The organism is Pseudohaliea sp. (genome assembly GCF_054552115.1).
Genome location: NZ_JBTOLW010000023.1, coordinates 42,859 through 60,960 on the forward strand (window position 1 = coordinate 42,859; position 18,102 = coordinate 60,960).

The 18,102-nt window shown below is 69.0% G+C and carries 19 protein-coding genes; 13 read left to right on the forward strand and 6 right to left on the reverse strand.

Annotation, left to right across the window (positions count from 1 at the left end; translation table 11 throughout):
* Positions 1 to 59 precede the first annotated feature (59 nt).
* The 6 genes from purC to ACX93N_RS11725 all read left to right on the forward strand — a co-directional run bounded on the left by purC (position 60) and on the right by ACX93N_RS11725 (position 5,185).
* Positions 60 to 1,175 (forward strand): phosphoribosylaminoimidazolesuccinocarboxamide synthase, encoded by a 1,116-nt coding sequence (gene purC, locus ACX93N_RS11700; protein ID WP_459428604.1) that lies wholly within the window; start codon positions 60 to 62, stop codon positions 1,173 to 1,175.
* Between the two features lie 3 nt (positions 1,176 to 1,178).
* Positions 1,179 to 1,952, forward strand: coding sequence for a sulfite exporter TauE/SafE family protein (locus tag ACX93N_RS11705; RefSeq protein ID WP_459428605.1), 774 nt, complete (start codon positions 1,179 to 1,181; stop codon positions 1,950 to 1,952).
* Between the two features lie 86 nt (positions 1,953 to 2,038).
* Positions 2,039 to 2,437 (forward strand): protein tyrosine phosphatase family protein, encoded by a 399-nt coding sequence (locus ACX93N_RS11710; RefSeq protein WP_459428606.1) that lies wholly within the window; start codon positions 2,039 to 2,041, stop codon positions 2,435 to 2,437.
* Between the two features lie 30 nt (positions 2,438 to 2,467).
* The gene (locus ACX93N_RS11715) at positions 2,468 to 3,793 is read left to right on the forward strand and encodes an amidohydrolase (protein ID WP_459428607.1); all 1,326 of its coding nucleotides are present in this window, start codon (positions 2,468 to 2,470) and stop codon (positions 3,791 to 3,793) included.
* Between the two features lie 2 nt (positions 3,794 to 3,795).
* Positions 3,796 to 4,530: an NUDIX domain-containing protein gene (locus tag ACX93N_RS11720; protein ID WP_459428608.1), complete on the forward strand. Its 735-nt coding sequence runs from the start codon at positions 3,796 to 3,798 to the stop codon at positions 4,528 to 4,530.
* Positions 4,517 to 5,185, forward strand: a complete 669-nt coding sequence (locus ACX93N_RS11725; protein WP_459428609.1) for a cytochrome b/b6 domain-containing protein — start codon at positions 4,517 to 4,519, stop codon at positions 5,183 to 5,185. Before ACX93N_RS11720 ends, ACX93N_RS11725 begins: the two co-directional genes overlap by 14 nt.
* Positions 5,186 to 5,220: 35 nt before the next feature.
* On the opposite strand, the gene ACX93N_RS11730 is transcribed toward ACX93N_RS11725, so the two are convergent.
* Together ACX93N_RS11730 and ACX93N_RS11735 are read right to left on the reverse strand one after the other, a co-directional pair.
* Positions 5,221 to 6,288 carry an NAD(P)H-binding protein gene (locus ACX93N_RS11730; protein WP_459428622.1) on the reverse strand — a complete coding sequence of 356 codons (1,068 nt, stop codon included), beginning with the start codon at positions 6,286 to 6,288 and terminating at the stop codon, positions 5,221 to 5,223.
* Positions 6,240 to 6,719 carry a c-type cytochrome gene (locus ACX93N_RS11735; protein ID WP_459428610.1) on the reverse strand — a complete coding sequence of 160 codons (480 nt, stop codon included), beginning with the start codon at positions 6,717 to 6,719 and terminating at the stop codon, positions 6,240 to 6,242. The genes ACX93N_RS11730 and ACX93N_RS11735 overlap by 49 nt, the downstream gene beginning before the upstream one ends.
* Positions 6,720 to 6,902: 183 nt before the next feature.
* On the opposite strand from ACX93N_RS11735, the gene ACX93N_RS11740 reads away from it, so the two are divergent.
* Positions 6,903 to 8,099, forward strand: coding sequence for a CaiB/BaiF CoA transferase family protein (locus tag ACX93N_RS11740; protein ID WP_459428611.1), 1,197 nt, complete (start codon positions 6,903 to 6,905; stop codon positions 8,097 to 8,099).
* A gap of 13 nt (positions 8,100 to 8,112) precedes the next feature.
* On the opposite strand, the gene ACX93N_RS11745 is transcribed toward ACX93N_RS11740, so the two are convergent.
* On the reverse strand, positions 8,113 to 9,255 hold the full coding sequence (locus ACX93N_RS11745; protein ID WP_459428623.1) for an acyl-CoA dehydrogenase family protein: 1,143 nt from the start codon (positions 9,253 to 9,255) through the stop codon (positions 8,113 to 8,115).
* A gap of 157 nt (positions 9,256 to 9,412) precedes the next feature.
* Between ACX93N_RS11745 and ACX93N_RS11750 the strand changes: the two genes are divergently transcribed.
* Positions 9,413 to 10,840, forward strand: a complete 1,428-nt coding sequence (locus ACX93N_RS11750; protein WP_459428612.1) for an aldehyde dehydrogenase family protein — start codon at positions 9,413 to 9,415, stop codon at positions 10,838 to 10,840.
* A 27-nt stretch (positions 10,841 to 10,867) separates the two neighbouring features.
* Positions 10,868 to 12,358, forward strand: a complete 1,491-nt coding sequence (gene glpK / locus ACX93N_RS11755) for a glycerol kinase GlpK (protein WP_459428613.1) — start codon at positions 10,868 to 10,870, stop codon at positions 12,356 to 12,358.
* On the opposite strand, the gene ACX93N_RS11760 is transcribed toward glpK, so the two are convergent.
* The 3 genes from ACX93N_RS11760 to pspF are packed head-to-tail and all read right to left on the reverse strand — an operon-like array spanning position 12,359 to position 16,014.
* Positions 12,359 to 13,474, reverse strand: coding sequence for a CNNM domain-containing protein (locus tag ACX93N_RS11760; RefSeq protein WP_459428614.1), 1,116 nt, complete (start codon positions 13,472 to 13,474; stop codon positions 12,359 to 12,361).
* Positions 13,475 to 13,486: 12 nt separating this feature from the next.
* Positions 13,487 to 14,950 carry an NAD-dependent succinate-semialdehyde dehydrogenase gene (locus ACX93N_RS11765; RefSeq protein ID WP_459428615.1) on the reverse strand — a complete coding sequence of 488 codons (1,464 nt, stop codon included), beginning with the start codon at positions 14,948 to 14,950 and terminating at the stop codon, positions 13,487 to 13,489.
* 29 nt (positions 14,951 to 14,979) lie between these two features.
* Complete coding sequence (gene pspF, locus ACX93N_RS11770) at positions 14,980 to 16,014, reverse strand: phage shock protein operon transcriptional activator (protein WP_459428616.1); 1,035 nt, start codon at positions 16,012 to 16,014, stop codon at positions 14,980 to 14,982.
* Between the two features lie 211 nt (positions 16,015 to 16,225).
* Here pspF and ACX93N_RS11775 point away from each other — a divergent pair, with 211 nt between their 5' ends.
* From ACX93N_RS11775 to ACX93N_RS11790, 4 genes are read left to right on the forward strand one after another with little or no spacing between them, the layout of a single operon-like run.
* Complete coding sequence (locus ACX93N_RS11775) at positions 16,226 to 16,423, forward strand: hypothetical protein (protein ID WP_459428617.1); 198 nt, start codon at positions 16,226 to 16,228, stop codon at positions 16,421 to 16,423.
* 2 nt (positions 16,424 to 16,425) lie between these two features.
* Entirely contained in the window at positions 16,426 to 17,118 is a 693-nt protein-coding gene (gene pspA, locus ACX93N_RS11780; RefSeq protein WP_459428618.1) for a phage shock protein PspA, read from the forward strand.
* Positions 17,119 to 17,170: 52 nt separating this feature from the next.
* Complete coding sequence (gene pspB / locus ACX93N_RS11785; protein WP_459428619.1) at positions 17,171 to 17,434, forward strand: envelope stress response membrane protein PspB; 264 nt, start codon at positions 17,171 to 17,173, stop codon at positions 17,432 to 17,434.
* The gene (locus ACX93N_RS11790) at positions 17,431 to 17,901 is read left to right on the forward strand and encodes a PspC domain-containing protein (protein WP_459428620.1); all 471 of its coding nucleotides are present in this window, start codon (positions 17,431 to 17,433) and stop codon (positions 17,899 to 17,901) included. Before pspB ends, ACX93N_RS11790 begins: the two co-directional genes overlap by 4 nt.
* Positions 17,902 to 18,102 lie beyond the last annotated feature (201 nt).

Consider the following 18,102-nt stretch of genomic DNA (forward strand, 5'->3'; position numbering starts at 1 on the left):
GAAGGCGGCTATGGGCAGGGCGTCTGCTATGATGCGGCCCCTTCGCCCGGAGGCCCGCCATGGACAGCGCAGAGCAGGTTCTTGCCATCAACGACGACCTTCCCGTGCGCACCGCTGCCCCGGTCCACAGTGGCAAGGTGCGGGCGGTCTACTGGCTGACGGAAGCCGACTCGCGGCGCCTGGCAGAGACCCGCGGTTACCCGGTGGCCCCGGGTGCGCCCCTGGGCATCATGGTGATTTCGGACCGATTGTCCGCCTTCGACTGCCTCTGGCGGGCCGAGGGCGGCTGGGATGGCGTTCCCGGCAAGGGCGCGGCCCTCAATGCCATTGCCGCGCACTGGTTCCGCCGTTTCGCCGCCGAGGGGCTCGCGCCGGCGCACCTGCTGGAGACACCGCACCCGCTGCTCTGGGTGGTGCAGCGGGCCCGGCCGCTGGCCATCGAGGCGATCGCCCGGCGCTATATCACCGGCTCGCTGTGGCGCGCCTATGCGCGGGGCGAGCGCCGCTTCTGCGGTATCGACCTGCCCGAGGGTCTCGGTGAGCACGCCCGCCTGCCGGAACTGCTGATGACGCCCTCCACCAAGGGTGTGCTGCTCGGCATCCCCGGGGTGCCCGAGGCGGACGACGTCAACGTCAGCCGCGAGCAGCTGCTGGCGCACAGCGCCACCTTCGGCTTCGCCGGGCCCGCCGATGTCGACCACTACACCACGCTGCTTGCCGCCGGTTTCCGTCTCATCGAGCGGGAGCTGACCGCGCTTGATCTCGTATTTGTCGATACGAAGTTCGAGTTCGGCTATGTCGATCGCCCCGGGGGAATCGAGGGCGCGGGGCAGCAGCTCATCTATCTCGACGAGGCGGGCACGCCCGACTCCTCGCGGATCTGGGACGGCGCCGCCTATCGCGCAGGAAGGGTCGTGGAGTTCTCCAAGGAAGCCTTCCGCCAGGCGCTGCTGGCCGGTGCGCCGGATCCGCAGGTCCTGCTGGACAAGGACCGCATGGACGCCCGGCGGGCGCTGGCCCGGGACTGGGTCCTGCCCCGGGCCTTTTTCGAGCAGGTGGCCGCGAGCTACCGCGACCTGGCCGAGCGGCTCACCGGGGAGCCCCTGCGGGTGCCCGAGCGCCCGCGGGAGGAACTCACGGAGGTGCTCGCCGACGAGCTCGGGCTGGTGGACTGAGCGGTGCTCGGCGATCCGGCCTTCTACGCTGTGAGTATTCCCGGCGTGCTGCTTTACGGCATCGCCAAGGGCGGCTTCGGCGGCGCCGTGGCCATTCTCGCCGTGCCGCTCATGGCGCTGGTCATGCCGCCGGCGCAGGCCGCGGCGATTCTGCTGCCGATTCTCTGCGTCATGGACGCGGTGGTTGTGCGCACCTACTGGGGCCAGTTCGACGGGCGGGCGCTGCGCCTGCTCCTGCCGGGGGCCGTGGTCGGCATCGTGCTCGGCTACCTGACCCTGGACGTGATGAACGAGCACTGGTTGCGCCTCCTGGTCGGCGTCGTCGCCGGCAGCTTTGGCGTGCTGACGCTGCTCGGCCTGCAGGCCATGACCGGCCGCGACCACCATCCCGGCACCGCGGGCTTTTTCGGCGGCCTCGCCGGTTTCACCAGCTTCTCGATCCACGCCGGCGGTCCGCCGCTCACCATGTACCTGCTGCCCAAGGGGCTGCCGCCGCTGGTCTTCGCGGGTACGGCCGGGCTGTTCTTCGCCGTGGTCAATGCGCTCAAGCTTCTGCCTTACTACCTCCTAGGCCAGTTCTCCGCCGACAACCTGCTGTACTCCCTGGTGCTGGTGCCGCTGGCGCCCGTGGGTGTGCGTATCGGCCACTGGCTGGTCCGCCTGTCCCACCCCGCGGTGTACTACCGGATCATCTCCGTGTTCCTCGTGGTCGTCGGTATCAAGCTGTGCGTTGACGGCGCCCGGGGGCTCGCCGTCAGCGCGACGCTCGCTCCCTAGAGTCGCGCCCGGTCGCGGGCTATACTGCGGCCCCGCAAGACACGGGGCGGCGCCGGCGGCGCTGCCCCCGCCAGCAAGGAGTGCCCATGCAGATCGTCAAGCTCACCGACACGGTAGGTGTTTCCGGGCAGATCAGCCCGGCGGACCTGCCGGCCCTGGCCGAGGCCGGATACCGCGTCATCATCAACAACCGCCCCGACGGCGAGGCCCTGGATCAGCCCAGTTCCGCCGAGTTCGCCGCCGCGGCAGAGGCCGCGGGTCTCGAGTACCACTACTACCCGCTGAACGCCTTCAACTACCCGGGGGATGACCTCGGTGCCATGGCGCAGCTCTTTGATGACGGCGAGCGGCCGGTTTTCGCCTTCTGCCGCAGCGGCACGCGTTCGACGAACCTGTGGATTTCCAGCCGCGGGGCCGAGGAGCAGGACGCGGCGCGGGAGCACGCCCGCGGTCTCGGTTTCGACGTTTCCATGTCCCGGCGCTGAGTGGCCCCCGACGCAACCCGAGGAATTTTTATGCGAACGATCCTGCGTACCCTGTCCCTTCCCGTCTGTTTGGCCCTGCCGGTCGTACCGGCGCCTGCCGTCGCCGATGAACTCACGGAGGCCGTCCAGCAGGACTACGATGCGCACCTCGCCCCGCTCTTCGAACATTTTCACCGCAACCCCGAGCTCTCCTTTATGGAGACGGAGACGGCGGCGCGCCTCGCCGCCGAGCTTCGCGATGCCGGCTTCGAGGTGACCGAGGGCGTGGGGCGCACCGGGCTCGTCGCCATCCTCGAGAATGGCGAGGGGCCCACGGTCATGATGCGTGCGGACATGGACGGCCTGCCCGTGCCCGAGAAGACCGGTCTCCCCTATGCCTCCGAGGCCAGGCAGGTGGACCGCAATGGCAACGAGGTGCCCGTGATGCACGCCTGCGGCCACGACGTGCACATCACCGCGCTCGTGGGTACGGCGCGGCAGATGGCGGCGCGCCGGGACGAGTGGTCCGGCACGCTCATGCTCATCGGCCAGCCCGCGGAAGAAGTGATCGCCGGGGCCCGCGTGATGATGGAAGACGACCTCTGGGCACGCTTCGGCAAGCCGGACCAGGCCATGGCCTTCCACGTCGCCTCCAGCATCCCGACGGGCAAGCTCTCGGCGCCGCTCGCGCCGTATTCGGGGTCGGACACGGTGGACATCATCGTTCACGGCGTCGGCGCCCACGGCGCCAGCCCGCACACGGGTATCGACCCGGTGCTGGTGGGTTCGCAGATCGTCCTCGGCCTGCAGGCCGTGGTCAGCCGCAACCTGGCGCCGCGCGAGCCCGGCGTGATCACCGTCGGTGCCTTCCACGCCGGCACGAAGCACAACATCATTTCCGACCGTGCCCACCTCAAGCTGACGGTGCGCAGCGAGAGCAGGGAGGCCCGCAAGCTGCTCCTCGACGGCATCCGCCGCGTTGCCGAGAACACGGGGCGCGCCGCGGGCCTGCCGGACAACCTCCTGCCCGAGGTGATCGTCTCCGACGAGAGCACCCCGCCGACACTGAACGACCCGGCGCTCACCGCGCGCCTGAAGGATCGCTGGAGCGAGCGCTTCGGTGATGACGTTTTCTACACGGCCAAGCGCGAGGGCATGGGTGCGGAGGACTTCCCGTTCTTTGTCACCGACCCGTACATTCCCAGCACCTACTTTGCCGTGGGCGGTACGCCGCAGGCGGCCTTCGACGCCGCCGAGGCGGGCGGCCCGCCGGTGCCGTCGCATCACTCGCCCCTGTTCAAGGTGGCCCCGGAGCCGTCGATCACGCTCGGCGTCGAGGCCACGGTCACGGGCCTGCTGGAACTCCTCGGTAGCTGACCTTGGGCGACACGGTACCGGTACGTCCGGCGAGTACCGTCGTGCTCCTGCGGGAGCGGGACGGACAGCTGGAAACGCTGCTGCTGAAGCGCAACAAGGCGCTGCTCTTCGCCGGCGGCTTCTGGGTGTTCCCCGGTGGCGCCATCGACGATGCAGACCGGGCAGCGGCCGGGGGTGACCCGGATCGTGCCGCGCGGCTGGCTGCAGCGCGCGAAGCGGCGGAGGAGGCCGGCGTGGTCGCCGACCCGGACGCCATGGTGCCGCTGAGCCACTGGACCACCCCCGCAGTGGAAAAGCGCCGCTTCGCCACCTGGTTCTTCGCCGCGCCGCTGGCGGCCGATGCAGAAGTGACTATCGACAACGGCGAGATCCATGCCGCGCGCTGGCTGGGGCTTGCGGAGGCGCTGGCGGCGCACGCGGCAGGGGACCTCAACCTGATGCCCCCGACCTACGTGACCCTGCTCAACCTCGTCGCCTACCGGGACCTGGCAACCATGCTGGCCACCGAGGCGCGTTCCCCGGTACCCCGGGTGGAGCCGGTGCTCGGCCGTGAGGGAGAGCAGCTGGTGACCATCTACCCGGGCGATGCGGCCTACGAAGGCGGCGACCCCGCCCTTGCCGGACCCCGGCACCGCTGCGTCCTTGACGGGCGGCAGTGGATCTACCAGTGCCGGGACCTGCCCGCAGGCTGCCTGCCCCTCGTTCCCCGGGAGTTCAAGCGCGATGAGCGGCACTGAGGCCCGCCACCCGCTCTGGGACCTGCCGGTCCGGCTTTCGCACTGGGTCATTGCCCTGTGCCTGCCGGCGTCCTGGTGGACGGCGGAGGAGGGGCTGCTGGAACTCCATGCCTGGGTCGGCTACACGGTGCTGAGCCTGGTGCTGGCGCGCCTCGCCTGGGGGATCTTCGGCAGCCCGCAGGCGCGTTTCGGCGATTTTCTGCGCGGGCCCCGGGCGATCATCGCCTACCTGCGCGAGGGCCGCCGGGATACGCCCGGACACAATCCCCTCGGCGGCTGGTCGGCCATGACGCTCTGGGGCCTGCTGCTGGTGCAGGCCGTCAGCGGGCTCTACAACAGCGACGGCATTCTCTTCGACGGGCCGCTCTATCACGCTGCGGGGGACGCGGTCACGGACAAGCTCGGTGCCGTTCACGCCTGGCTCTTCAACGCCATTCTGGCCTTCGTTGGTCTGCATATCGCCACCGTCGCCTGGTACCAGTGGGGGCGTGGCGAGCAGCTTCTCGTGCCGATGCTGCGCGGCTCCGCGCCGGGCCGTGAGGGCACGGGGCCGGCGGCGCCACTCTGGCGCGCCCTGCTGATCCTCGACCTCGTCGCGCTGGCGCTGCTGGCGATCTTTGCGGCCGCGCCGGAGCCCGTGTCCTCCTGGTGGTGACGCCCCGGGGCGGCCCGGGACACGGCGCCAGGCCCTCAGAAAAGCGCGTGGTCGCCAAGCTCCTGGCCGGCCAGCCCCCGCGCCAGCACCTGCTCGTAGAATCCCTCGAGCGTATCCTCGCCGAAAGATGGTGTCGCGTCGGCATCGTAGGCGCCGCGCTCTTCATCCCAGAGCAGCATGGACTCGGTGGCGTAGTAGTGGCCGATGCGGGCGAACTCCGCCTTGTCGAGGAGGGGCGGGAACACCCGCCCCAGGGTACCGAGGGGGCCGCCGACGGCGGTGAACAGGCCCGGCGGGACGCTGCGAAAATGCGCCGGCCGGCCGCTCAGGCGGAACAGGAGTTCACCCATGGCCCGCGGCGTCAGCGCCGGGCCCGGGCCGCCGATGGGCAGGACGGCGTTCTCCCGTGCCGGGTCGTCGAGGCAGTCACCGAGGTACCGGGCGAGGTCGCGCTCGCTGATGGGCTTGCAGGCGGTGAGTTCGCCGTTGCCGAAGAGCAGGTAGGGTTTGCCGGCGAGGACCCGGGGCACCTGCCCGGCAAGGGACTTGAAGAACGCCGTGGGGCGGACGATGGAATACGCAATGCCGCTGGCAACGAGGGACGCCTCGAAGGCCAGCTTGGCCTGCTGGAAGGCGAGCTTCGGCCGCTGCACGCAGATCGCTGAGAGCAGCACGAAGCGGTGTACCCCGGCCGTCAGGGCAGCATCCAGCAGCACCCGGTTGGCCGCGAACTCCACGTTCCAGGCATCGCGGATACCGCCGCCGCGGGTGGCGAGGCAGGAGAAGACCGCGTCGAAGGTCTCGCCGGCAAAACCGTCCTCGCGCAGGCTGCGCGGGTCGGAGACGTCGCCCACGCGCAACTCTGCGCCGGGAAGGTCCCGGGCGAGGTCCGCCGGGCTGTCCCGGCCGCCGACACCGCTTTGCGGCCGCACCAGGCAGACCACGCGGTGCCCGCGCGCGCACAGCTCGCGGACCAGCGCGCGGCCGATGTAGCCGCTGGCGCCGGCGACGAAGACCGCGGCGCCGCGGCGGGGGGCTGCCTCGGCGCCGGGGATCAGTACAGGTAGTCCTTGGCCTTGTACTCGTCGTGGCAGGCCTTGCAGGCGCCGCCCGTGGCCTTCACGGCCTCGGCGATGGCCGCCCGGTCGCCGCCTTCCGCCGCCTCGTCGAGCGCCTCGGCGGCTTCCTTGAGGTCCGCAAGCTTGGCCTCGAAATCGTCCATGTTCTCCCAGATGGCCGGCTTGGCCCGGGTCATGCCCTTCTCGGAGCCGGGGGCGAAGCCGCGCAGCAGGTCGAGCTCGGTGACCGTTTCGAGGTCATCCGCCCAGCCCTGCAGCTTTTCGAGATCCCAGGGGATGTCACCTTTCACCATGTCGGCGATCGGGCCGAAGTTCATTGCCACGATGGCAAAGTAGGACTGCCGGTAGGACTGCAGCGGCTCGTCCGAATCGAGGCGCGCGCTGACCAGCGGCGCGGCGGCGACGGAGGCGGCCACGGCGGCCGCGGCGAGGGTGCGTTTCAGGGGCATCGGCATGGGTGGATCTCTCCTCTGGCCTTTGGGGTGGTGCGCAGGCAGTTTGCCGGCGCTCTGCCCTATGCTAGCAGATGCCCCTCGCGGCGCCAGCAGCACCCCCGGGATGATGCCGGGATACGGGGCGCTCGCCAGTCCCGCAGGCGGTGGTTAAACTGCGCGACGGGATAAGGAAGAGAGCAGATCATGAGCGAGGGAGCGCGCCCGCTGGAGGGCCTCCGCGTCATCGAGCTGGGACAGCTGCTGGCGGGACCGTTCACGGGAACGATCCTGGCCTATTTCGGTGCGGAGGTCATCAAGGTCGAGCCGCCCGGCGGCGACCCGATCCGCGGCTGGCGCGAGGTGAAGGGTGGCACGTCGCTCTGGTACCGGAGCCTGGGGCGCAACAAGAAGTCCGTGACGCTGGACCTCAGGAACGAGCGCGGCCGGGCCCTCGCGCTGTCACTCCTGGACGGCGCGGACGTGCTGGTGGAGAACTTCCGTCCCGGCGCGATGGAAGAGTGGGGGCTGGGCCCGGCCGTGGTCAAGGCGCGCAACCCGGCGCTGATCTACACGCGCATCTCCGGTTATGGCCAGACCGGTCCCTATGCTGGCAAGCCGGGCTATGCCTCGGTGACCGAGGGCTTCGGCGGTTTCCGCTACATCAACGGCGAGCCCGGCAAGGCGCCGGTGCGACCCAACATTTCCCTCGGCGATACGCTCTCGGCGATCCACGCGGCCCTGGGCATCACCCTGGCGATCATTCAGCGGCAGCGCAGTGGCGAGGGCCAGACCATCGATGTGGCGCTCTATGAGTCCGTTTTCAACCTGCTCGAGGCGATCGTGCCCGAGTTCGACGGCGCCGGCCTGGTGCGCGAGCCGTCCGGGACCACGCTCACGGGTATCGTTCCCACCAATACCTACCGCTGCGCCGACGGCCGGTACGTGATCATCGGCGGCAACGGCGACTCCATCTTCAGGCGCCTGATGCTGGTTGCAGGCCGGCCGGACATGGCCGACGATCCGGCGCTCGCCAGCAACGCCGGACGCGTGCGGCAGGAGGCAGCTATCGACGCCGCGCTGGCGGCGTGGTGTGCGGGGCTCACGGCGGGCGCAGTGATCGAGCAGCTGGAGGCCGCGCGGGTTCCCGTGGGGCCGATCTACAGTGTCGCCGACATGGTCGCGGACCCGCACTTCCAGGCCCGGGGGCTGTTCGAGACCGTGGAGGTGGACGGGGAGCCGCTGAAGATTCCGGCGATCCTGCCGCGGCTGCAGGGAACACCGGGCCGCACGGAATGGCCCGGCGGTGCTATCGGCAGCCACAACGAGGAGGTGCTCGGCGGCCTGCTGGGCCTCTCCGGGGAGGAGCTGGCGGCGCTGCGGGACGAGGGTGTGATCGCCTGAGGCGCGTTCGCCGCTATTTGCCGAGCATCGAGCGCGCGACCAGCTCGCGCATGATCTCCGAGGAGCCGCCGTAGATGCGCTGGATCCGGGCGTCCGTGTAAAAGCGCGAGATCGGGTACTCGCTGGTGTAGCCATAACCGCCGAAGAGCTGCAGGCACTCGTCCACGGTGCTGCACTGCATCTCGCAGGAAGCGAGCTTGAGCATCGCCGCCTTGTCGGCGGTGAGTTCGCCGTGGGCGTACTCGTCGGCGCACTGCTCGTAGAGCGCCCGGTTCAGGGCGATCTCCGTCTTCACGTCCGCCAGCTTGAAGCGCGTGTTCTGGAACGCGCCGATGGGCTGGCCGAAGGCCTTGCGTTCCTGTACGTAGTCTACGGTCAGCGCCAGCGCGCCCTCGGCCGCGGCCACCGCCTGCGCGGCAATGCCCAGGCGCTCCCGGGGCAGCTCTTCCATCATGATGACGAAGCCGCGGTTTTCATCCCCGAGGAGAGCATCCGCCGGCAGGCGCACGTCCTGGAAGAACAGCTGGGCCGTATCGGAGCTGTGCTGGCCGATCTTCTCGATCTTCTTGCTCTTCTCGAAGCCCGGCAGGTGCGCGTCCACGAGGAACAGGCTGGTGCCCTTGGCGCCCTTGCCGGGGTCCGTGATCGCCGCGACGATCACGAGATCGGCGTGGATGCCGTTGGTGATGAAGATCTTGGAACCGTTAAGGACCCACTCGTCGCCGTCGCGCACGGCGTTGGTGCGTATTGCCTGCACGTCGGAACCCGCGCCGGGCTCGGTCATGGCCAGGGCGCCCACCGCGTCCCCGGAGACCATGCGCGGCAGCCACTGCTGCTTCTGCGCCTCGGTGCCGTGGCGGGCGATGTAGGGGGCAACGATGTTGGAGTGAATGCCGTAGCCGCTGGCAATCCCGCCGAAGCCCATGGCCGAGAGTTCCTCGATGAGGGCGAGGGTGACGTGGGGGGAGGTGCCCGCGCCGCCGTAGGCCTCGTCGACGTCCGGGCAGAGCAGCCCGGCTTCACCCAGGGTGCGCCAGAGGTCCCGCGGCACGAGGTGGTCTTCCTCCCACTGTTCGAAATGGGGGCTGATCTCCTGCTCGAAGGCCCGCCGGGCCATGTCGCGGAAGAGGGTCATCTCGTCGCTGCCGATGTCCATGTTCACGGGGCACACTCCTGCCGGGGCGGATGTTGACGGGGCACATATTGTCCGGGATGGCGTGCCCCCTGGCAACTGTCCCGGCGCTAGCTGAAGGGTCCCGGGCACGGTGCTACACTGGCGGGCGTCCAACAAGCCAAGGAGCACGGAGACAGCCATGCGCGACTATACCCGCTTCTATATCGACGGCCAGTGGGTCGAACCGGCCGAGCCCCGCCCGCACGACGTGATCAACCCGGCGACGGAGGAGGTGTGCGCGCGGATTTCGCTCGGCGGCGAGGCCGACGTGGACCGCGCCGTGGCGGCGGCCCGGCGCGCCTTCGAGAGCTACTCGCAGACTTCCCGGGAAGAGCGGGTGGAACTGCTCGAGGCCTGTGCGGCGGTCTATGAGAAACGCTTTGCCGACGTCGCGGCCGCGATCAGCGAGGAAATGGGCGCGCCGAAGAGTCTCGCCGGCGGCAGCCAGGCCTTCACCGGGCTCGGCCACCTGAAGGAGGCGGCGAAGGTGCTCCGCGACTATGCCTTCGACGAGGATCTCGGCCCGCACCGGGTGGTGAAAGAACCGATCGGTGTCTGCGGCCTGATCACGCCCTGGAACTGGCCCGTGAACCAGATCGGCTGCAAGGTGGCGCCGGCGCTTGCCGTGGGCTGCACGGTCATCCTGAAGCCCAGCGAAGTTGCGCCGCTGTCGGCCTGGATCTTTAGCGAGATCCTCGATGAGGCCGGCGTGCCGGCCGGGGTCTACAACATGGTCAACGGCGACGGCCCCGGCGTCGGCACGGCGCTGTCGAAGCACCCCGGCGTCGACATGATGTCCTTCACCGGCTCGACCCGCGCCGGCACCCTGGTGGCGCAGAATGCGGCGCCGACGGTAAAGCGGGTGACCCAGGAACTGGGGGGCAAGTCGCCGAACATCATCCTCGAGGATGCCGACCTGGAAAAGGCTGTGGCCAGCGGCGTGGAAGGCATGTACGAAAACACCGGTCAGTCCTGCAACGCGCCCTCACGCATGCTGGTGCCCAGGTCCCGGCTCGCCGAGGCGGAGGCCATTGCCCGCCGCGTCACCGGGGAAACCGTGGTCGGCGATCCGGCGGACGAGAAGACCCAGGTCGGCCCGGTGGTCTCCGAGGTGCAGTGGAAGAAGATCCAGGATCTCATCGAGCGGGGCATCGCCGAGGGTGCGAAGCTGGTCTGCGGCGGCCCGGGCAAGCCCGAGGGGCTGGACCGCGGCTACTATGTTCGCCCCACGGTGTTTTCCGAGGTGACCAACGACATGACCATCGCCCGGGAGGAGATCTTCGGCCCGGTGCTGGCGATGATCCCCTACGACTCCGAGGAAGAGGCGCTGCGCATTGCCAACGACACGCCCTACGGCCTCGCCGCCTATGTTCAGAGCGAGGACATCGAGCACGCGCGGCGGGTAGCGGCGAAGATCCGTGCCGGTAACATCCACATCAACGACCAGTGGGGCGGCTTCGCGGTGCCCTTCGGCGGCTACAAGCAGTCCGGCAACGGCCGCGAATGGGGGGCCCACGGTTTTACCGACTTCCTGGAGATCAAGGCCATCGAAGGCTACGGGACCTAGTGGTCGAGCCCGAGAGGATACTGAGCCATGGCTGATTACATCCTCGCTATCGACCAGGGCACCACCGGTACGACCGTCGCTCTCATGGATGCAACGGGCCGGCTCCGGGCCAGCGTGAACAACGAGTTCCCGCAGCATTACCCGAAGCCCGGCTGGGTGGATCACCGGGTCGAGGATATCCGTGCGTCCGTAGACAAGGGCATCCGTGGCGTGCTGCGCAGGGGCGTGTGCAGGGCCAGCGAGATCGCCGCGATCGGTATCACCAACCAGCGCGAGACGGCGCTGCTCTGGGACCGGGAGACCGGCGAGGCGCTGAACAACGCCGTGGTCTGGCAGTGTCGGCGGACCACGGATTTCTGCGAGACGCTCAAGTCCCGGGGCCACGAAAAGACGGTGCGGCGCAAGGCCGGCCTGGTGCTTGACCCGTACTTCTCCGCCAGCAAGTTCCGCTGGCTGCTGCACAACACGCCGGGTATCCGGCGCAGGCTCGCCGCGGGCCGGGTGGCCGCAGGCACGGTCGACAGCTACCTGGTCTGGCAGCTTACCGGCGGCGAGCGGCACGTGACCGACGTGTCCAACGCGGCCCGCACCAGCCTGATGAACCTGAAGCGGCTGGCCTGGGACAGCGAGCTCGCAGAGCTGTTCGAGGTGCCGCGGGAACTGCTGCCGGAGATCGTGCCCACGAGCGGCATCCTCGGCCACACGCGCGGCGTCAGCGGCCTGCCGGACGGCATTCCCATCGCCGGCATGGCCGGGGATCAGCAGGCGGCGCTGTTCGGGCAGGCCTGCTTCGGCGTCGGCGACGCCAAGTGCACCTTCGGCACCGGTTCCTTCATCGTCATGAACACCGGCGCGGAGCTGCTCCACTCCCACGCCGGCCTACTCACCACCGTGGCCTGGCAGCTGGGAGAGGGCGGCAAGCCCGTCTATGCGCTGGAGGGCGGTGCTTTCATCTGCGGCGCCGCGGTGCAGTGGCTGCGCGACGGGCTCAAGCTGATCCGCCGGGCGGCTGACGTGGAGGCGCTGGCGGCAGAAGTCGAGGATCATGGCGGGGTCGAATTCGTGCCGGCACTGACCGGGCTCGGCGCCCCGCACTGGGCACCGGAGGCTCGCGGCCTCATTGCCGGCATCACCCGGGGCACCAGCCGCGCCCATATCGCCCGCGCAACGCTCGATGCCATCGCCCTGCAGAACGCGGACATCCTCCGCGCCATGGAGAAGGACCTCGGTCGGCGCATGCGTCCCCTGCGCGTGGACGGGGGCGCGTCGGCCAACAACCTGCTCATGCAGATCCAGGCGGATGTCCTCGGTCGCAAGCTGATCCGGCCGCAGGTGGTCGAGACCACGGTCGCGGGTGCGAGCTACCTCGCCGGGGTAGGGATCGGCCTGTGGCGCGGCACGTCCGACATACGCCGCATCTGGCAGCCCGGCGAGGAGTTTCGCGTGCGCCTTTCCGCGCCCGCACGCCGTCGCCGCCATGCCGCCTGGGAAACGGCCGTGGAGCGCACCCTTCGCTGATCAGTCGCCCGGCGGCGGCCCCTGCGGTTCGCTCGGCTCCGCCGCGCCTTCCGGCCATTCGAGGATGCCCCGGGACCGGGCTCTCGCCTCCCAGTTGCGCCGGGCCAGGGCCTGCATGTCGGTCACCGCGTCCGACTCGTCGACGATCTCCAGCCCGAGCAGGGTCTCGATCACGTCCTCCATGGTGACGATGCCGGCCATGCCGCCGTAGTCGTCCATGACCAGGGCGATGTGCTCGCGCTTCTCGAGGAAGCTCGTGAACAGCTCCGGCAGCGGCGAGGCTTCCTGCACCACGGGAATGGGCCGCTGCAGCTCGCCCAGCGTCAGCTCCGCCTGGCCCGCAGCCTGGCGCTCCAGCGCTTCCGTGCGCAGAAAATAGCCGCTGATGTCCTCGCTCCGCCCCTCCCGGGACAGGGGAATACGCGAGAAGCGCAGCCCCGGGTTGGCGCTGAGGAAGGCGCCGACGCTGGTGCCGGCGTCAGCCGTGCGCACCACCATGCGCGGTGTCATCACATCGCGGGCGGTGACGTCCTTGAAGCGCAGCAGGTTGCGGATAATTGCTGTCTCGCCGCGGGCAAAGACGCCCTCCTGCGCCCCGAGCTCAGCCAGGGCGAGGAACTCGGAGCGTGTCAGCACAGAGGCGGAGTGGCTGCGGTTGAGGCTGCGGGTGACCAGCTGGCAGGCCCAGACCAGCGGGTACAGCGCGGCGATGATGAAGGCGAGGGAGCGCGCCGTGAATGGCGCCAGCCGCTGCCAGAAGCTCGCGCCGAGGGTCTTGGGAATGATCTCCGAGAGGATAAGGACCGCAAGGGTCATGATCGCCGGTACGGCCAGCGAGGTGATAAGCGGGTTGGCATCGGCCCAGATCAGCGCAGCCTGCTGGCCGACGCCGATGGCGCCGACGGTGTGAGCAATGGTATTGAGCGTAAGAATGGCTGCGAGGGGCTGGTCGATGTTGCGTTTGAAGCGCTCCAGCCGTGCCCCGGTCCGGCCGCCCTGCTCAAGCTGCAGGCGCGCATAGGCCGGGGTGATGGACAGCAGCACGGCCTCCCAGAGGGAGCAGAGGAACGAGGTGATGATGGCGACGAGGAAGAACGCCACCAGCAGTGACAGCACGGCCCCGACCCCTCAGCCGCCCAGGCCACCCATAAGCACGTACTTGATCTCCGTATAGTCGTCGATACCGTACTTGGAGCCCTCGCGGCCCGACCCGGATTCCTTGACGCCGCCGAAGGGCGCCATCTCGTTGGAAATGAGGCCTTCGTTGATGCCGACGATACCGTACTGCAGCCCTTCGGCGACCCGCCAGGCCCGGCCGAGGTCCCGCGTATAGAAATAGCTGGCGAGGCCGAAGGGCGTGTCATTGGCGAGGCGGATGGCTTCCTCTTCGTCCTGGAAACGGACGACCGGGGCCACGGGGCCAAAGATCTCGTTGTCGAACACGGGCATGCCGGCGGTCACGCCGGTAAGCACTGTAGGCTGGTAGAAGCAGGGGCCCAGGTCGTGGGGTGCGCCGCCGAGAGCCACCGCAGCGCCCGCATCCACGCTCCCGCGCACCAGCGCGTCGACGTCCTCCACCGCGCGGGTGTTGACCAGCGGGCCGATGGCGACACCGTCCTCGAGGCCGTTGCCGACGGCGAGGTCGGTGGTGGCCGCCACCAGCTTCTCCACGAAGGCATCGTGGATGCCCGCCTGCACGAGGAAGCGGTTCGTGCAGACGCAGGTCTGGCCGCTGTTGCGGTACTTCGAGGCCATGGCCCCGGCCACCGCGGCATCGAGATCGGCATCGTCGAAGACGATGAACGGCGCGTTGCCGCCGAGCTCCATGGAGGTACGCTTCAGGGTCCCGGCACACTGCTCGACCAGGGTCTTGCCGACCGGGGTGGAGCCGGTGAAGGTGAGCTTGCGCACCGTCGGGTTGGCGGTGAGTTCACCGCCGATGGCCGAGGAACTGCCGGCGAGCACGTTGATGGCGCCCGCGGGGATGCCGGCGCGGAGGGCGAGCTCCGCCATGGCCAGGGCTGACAGGGGCGTCTCGCTCGCGGGCTTGATGACCACGGTGCAGCCGGCGGCGAGGGCCGGCGCGGCCTTGCGGGCGATCATCGCATTCGGGAAGTTCCAGGGGGTGATCGCGGCGACCACACCGACCGGCTCACGCAGGCAGAGAATGCGCTTGTCGGGCGCCGGCCCCGGGAGGATGTCGCCGTCGATGCGCTTGGCCTGTTCGCCGAACCACTCGATGTAGGAGGCGCCGTAGGCAATCTCGCCGCGCGACTCGGCCAGCACCTTGCCCTGTTCGGCGGTCATGATGCGCGCGAGGTCCTCCTGGTTCTCCATGAGCGCGTCGTACCATGCTCGAAGCAGCTTCGCGCGCTCTTTCGCGGGGCGCCGACGCCAGTCGGCCATGGCCCGCTCCGCGGCCTCGATGGCGCGGCGGGTCTCGGCGGCGCCCACCTTTGCGACCTCGGCGACCGCCTCCCCGGTGGCGGGATTGCTGACGGGCAGGCGCCCCCCGTCGTCCGCATCGATCCAGGTGCCGTCGACGAGGGCACCGGTCTTCAGCAGGGAGGGGTCGCTAAGAGAAAGGTCCATGGTGTAGCTCCAGGTTGAGTGGCTGGTGATCAAGAGTCAGTGGCAGTGTCGCGCCGCCGGCGCCGGGAACGCAAGCCGTGGCGGCGCAGCAGGCCGCGGAGCTGGTCGTAGGACAGCCCGAGGGCGGCGGCGGTGCGCTTCTGGTTGTGACCGTGCCGCGCCAGGGCGCCTTCGAGAAGACGGCGCTCGAACGCGTCGACGCGATCGCGCAGCCCCCCCTCTGCCGCCGCTTCGGCCGATGCGTCGGCGGGTGCCGCCGGCGGCGGGGTGCCGGCGGCCGGTGCGACGGGGCGGGCGTCGGCGAAGGGGTCGAGGATTACCTCGTCGACCGGTGCGTCCGGGTCGCCCCAGCGGTACACGGACCGCTCCACGGCGTTCTTGAGCTCGCGGACGTTGCCGGGCCAGGAATAGTCCCGCAGCCGGGCCGCTGCACTGTCGGTGAAGCCGGGGAAGAGAGGCCAGCCCAGCTCGGCGCTCATCTGGATGGCGAAGTGCTCGGCAAGCTCCGCGATGTCCTCGCGGCGTTCGCGCAGCGGCGGTAGGTAGACCACATCAAAGCCCAGGCGGTCCAGCAGGTCGTGTCGGAATTCGCCGGCGGCGGCGAGTGCCGGAAGATCCGCGTGGGTGGCGGCCACGACCCGCACGTCTACCTGCAGCGTGCGCTGGCCGCCGAGGCGCTCGAACTCGCCGTATTCGACCAGGCGGAGCAGCTTCTCCTGCAGCCGGGCGGAGGTCGTGCCCAGCTCGTCGAGGAAGAGGGTGCCGCCGTCGGCCCGCTCGAAGCGCCCGCGGTGGGTGTTGGTTGCGCCGGTGAACGCCCCGGGCTCGTGACCGAACAGCTCCGACTCGAGCAGGGACTCGGCCATGGCGGCACAGTTCACCTTGATGAAGGGGGCGTCCCAGCGAGCGGAGAGGAAGTGCAGGCGCTCGGCGGCCAGCTCCTTGCCCGTGCCGCGTTCGCCGAGCACGATGACGGGACGGTTCACCGGTGCGAGGCGGGACAGGTGATCCAGGGCCGCGGCGAGCGCCTCGGAGTTGCCGATCATGCTATCGGGGGCACGCATAGTGGCATTCTATACCTAATTGGTTGGTCGTCTAAGCCTTTAAGGTGGTTATTTGTGCCTGCGTGGGAGCTTCCGGGAGTAGGCCGAACTTCAGGAAATGGCTCTAACCAATTGTTTTCCTGCTGCTTTACAGGTGCTGGTCCGGGTCTTGTTTCGTAACTGGTGACGAGGCTGGATAGTCCGGCCCGCAAGTGACAGAGGACTCACTGCCGTGCAGGCACGCCCTGACCGACTGCTCATGTACCTGGCGCTGGCGCCGATCGGCGCGGCCATTGCCAGCATTACAGGCCCCTCTGCGGGTCTGCTGACGCTGCTCCAGGTGGTGGTCGTGATCGAGGCAATCAACCTCCTCGGGGCGCCCGGGGATGGCTGCGACGGCAACGGGTCCCGTTCCGGTACAGGAGAGTGACCATGGGTATTTTTTCCCGCATGACGGATATCATCAACTCCAACATCAATTCGCTGCTGGACCGGGCGGAAGACCCGGAAAAGATGATCCGGCTCATTATCCAGGAGATGGAAGACACGCTGGTGGAAGTGCGCAGTTCCTCCGCGCGGGTTATCGCGGACCGCAAGCAGGCAGCGCGGCGCCTCGAGCAGCTGCGCGGCGAGGCGGGTGGCTGGGAGGAAAAGGCGAAGCTGGCGATCCGCAAGGGTCGCGAGGACCTGGCCCGGGCAGCGCTGCAGGAGAAGCGAGAACTGGAGGAGGAAATCAACGCCGTCGACGCGGAGCTTGCCGCCACGGACGAGCATGTGGCGCACCTCAACGAGGAGATCGGCCAGCTGCAGCAGAAGCTCTCGGACGCCAAGGCAAAGCAGAAGACCCTGGCCATGCGCAACGCGACGGTCGAGTCGCGCATCAAGGTCAAGCGGCAGGTGCACCGGGAGGCCCTGGACGATGCCTTCACCCGCTTCGAGCACTTCGAGCGGCGCATGGACAACCTGGAGAGCCAGCTCGATGTCATGGACATGGGGCGCGATGTCTCCCCGGGGCTTGCCGCCGAGATCGACGCCCTGCAGGAAGACGAGCGCCTCAACGATGAACTGGCCCGGCTGCGGCGCGAGGTCGCCGGCGACCCGCGGGGCGACGGCGAAAAGGCATAACCGGGTCCGCCTGGTTTACCCTTGAAGACACTCACGACCACAGGATCGATCAATGGACTACTGGGAATTCCTATTCGTCCCCACCGTGCTGTTCATGGTGGTGGTGGCGCCGATCTGGATCGTCATGCACTACCGCAGCGTGAACCGCTCGAGCCGCAGCCTCAATGAGGAGGACCGGCGGCGGATCGAGGACATGCTGGTGACCGTGGACCGGCTGACGGAGCGTATCGGCACCCTCGAGTCGATCCTGGATGACGAGCACCCCGACTGGCGGCAGCAGGCGGGCCGCGGTCGCAGCGAGGAGGCCTCATCATGAGCTATCGGAATCCGCAGAGCTTCGGTGCGCGCAAACGCGCAGGCTGGGGCATGGACCTCTACCGGAACACCCGCCGCAGCCGTATCGCCGGTGTCTGCGCCGGCATTGCCGACTATTGGGATGTCGCCCACTGGGTGGCGCGGCTCCTGTTCATCGCCGCGTTCCTGTTCACCGGGACGCTGGCCCTGTGGGCCTACCTCGCCGGCTGGCTGCTGCTCGCGCCGCGGCCGCGCGGCTCGGTGCCGGGCGCGGTCATGGAGGAGGGGGCCCCGCAGAGGCCCATGGAATACGACGAGCGACGTCACGATTACCGGCCGCAGAACCCCTTTCGCTACAGCGAAAGTGCCAGCGTGCGCCTCGAGCGAGCCCAGGAGCGCCTCGACGGGGCCCTGCGCCGGGTAGAGGCCATGGAGCGCTACGTGACCTCCCGGCGCTACCAGCTGAACAACGCGTTCTCGCGCCTCTGAAGCCCTCCGCTGTCGCACCCGGCGGCTCCCCGGTCTCTCTCCGGTCTCTCCCCGGTCTCTCTGTCAACCCAAAGTAGAAATGTCCCCTTTTCTCCAAACTAGATATGTCCCCTTTGCCGACATCGTTCAGCCACGGGAAGGAGCGGCTCCCGGCTTCACCGGAATACGCTTCCAAGGGTGGTCCGGGGCAGGCTTGTGCGC

Excerpts from the sequence above, each read along its gene's own strand:
- purC (WP_459428604.1), top strand. The coding sequence starts at position 60 with ATGGACAGCGCAGAGCAGGTTCTTGCCATCAACGACGACCTTCCCGTG.
- ACX93N_RS11710 (WP_459428606.1), top strand. The coding sequence starts at position 2,039 with ATGCAGATCGTCAAGCTCACCGACACGGTAGGTGTTTCCGGGCAGATC.
- ACX93N_RS11715 (WP_459428607.1), top strand. The coding sequence starts at position 2,468 with ATGCGAACGATCCTGCGTACCCTGTCCCTTCCCGTCTGTTTGGCCCTG.
- ACX93N_RS11725 (WP_459428609.1), top strand. The coding sequence starts at position 4,517 with ATGAGCGGCACTGAGGCCCGCCACCCGCTCTGGGACCTGCCGGTCCGG.
- ACX93N_RS11735 (WP_459428610.1), bottom strand. The coding sequence starts at position 6,719 with ATGCCGATGCCCCTGAAACGCACCCTCGCCGCGGCCGCCGTGGCCGCC.
- ACX93N_RS11740 (WP_459428611.1), top strand. The coding sequence starts at position 6,903 with ATGAGCGAGGGAGCGCGCCCGCTGGAGGGCCTCCGCGTCATCGAGCTG.
- ACX93N_RS11745 (WP_459428623.1), bottom strand. The coding sequence starts at position 9,255 with ATGGACATCGGCAGCGACGAGATGACCCTCTTCCGCGACATGGCCCGG.
- ACX93N_RS11750 (WP_459428612.1), top strand. The coding sequence starts at position 9,413 with ATGCGCGACTATACCCGCTTCTATATCGACGGCCAGTGGGTCGAACCG.
- glpK (WP_459428613.1), top strand. The coding sequence starts at position 10,868 with ATGGCTGATTACATCCTCGCTATCGACCAGGGCACCACCGGTACGACC.
- ACX93N_RS11765 (WP_459428615.1), bottom strand. The coding sequence starts at position 14,950 with ATGGACCTTTCTCTTAGCGACCCCTCCCTGCTGAAGACCGGTGCCCTC.
- pspF (WP_459428616.1), bottom strand. The coding sequence starts at position 16,014 with ATGCGTGCCCCCGATAGCATGATCGGCAACTCCGAGGCGCTCGCCGCG.
- pspA (WP_459428618.1), top strand. The coding sequence starts at position 16,426 with ATGGGTATTTTTTCCCGCATGACGGATATCATCAACTCCAACATCAAT.
- pspB (WP_459428619.1), top strand. The coding sequence starts at position 17,171 with ATGGACTACTGGGAATTCCTATTCGTCCCCACCGTGCTGTTCATGGTG.
- ACX93N_RS11790 (WP_459428620.1), top strand. The coding sequence starts at position 17,431 with ATGAGCTATCGGAATCCGCAGAGCTTCGGTGCGCGCAAACGCGCAGGC.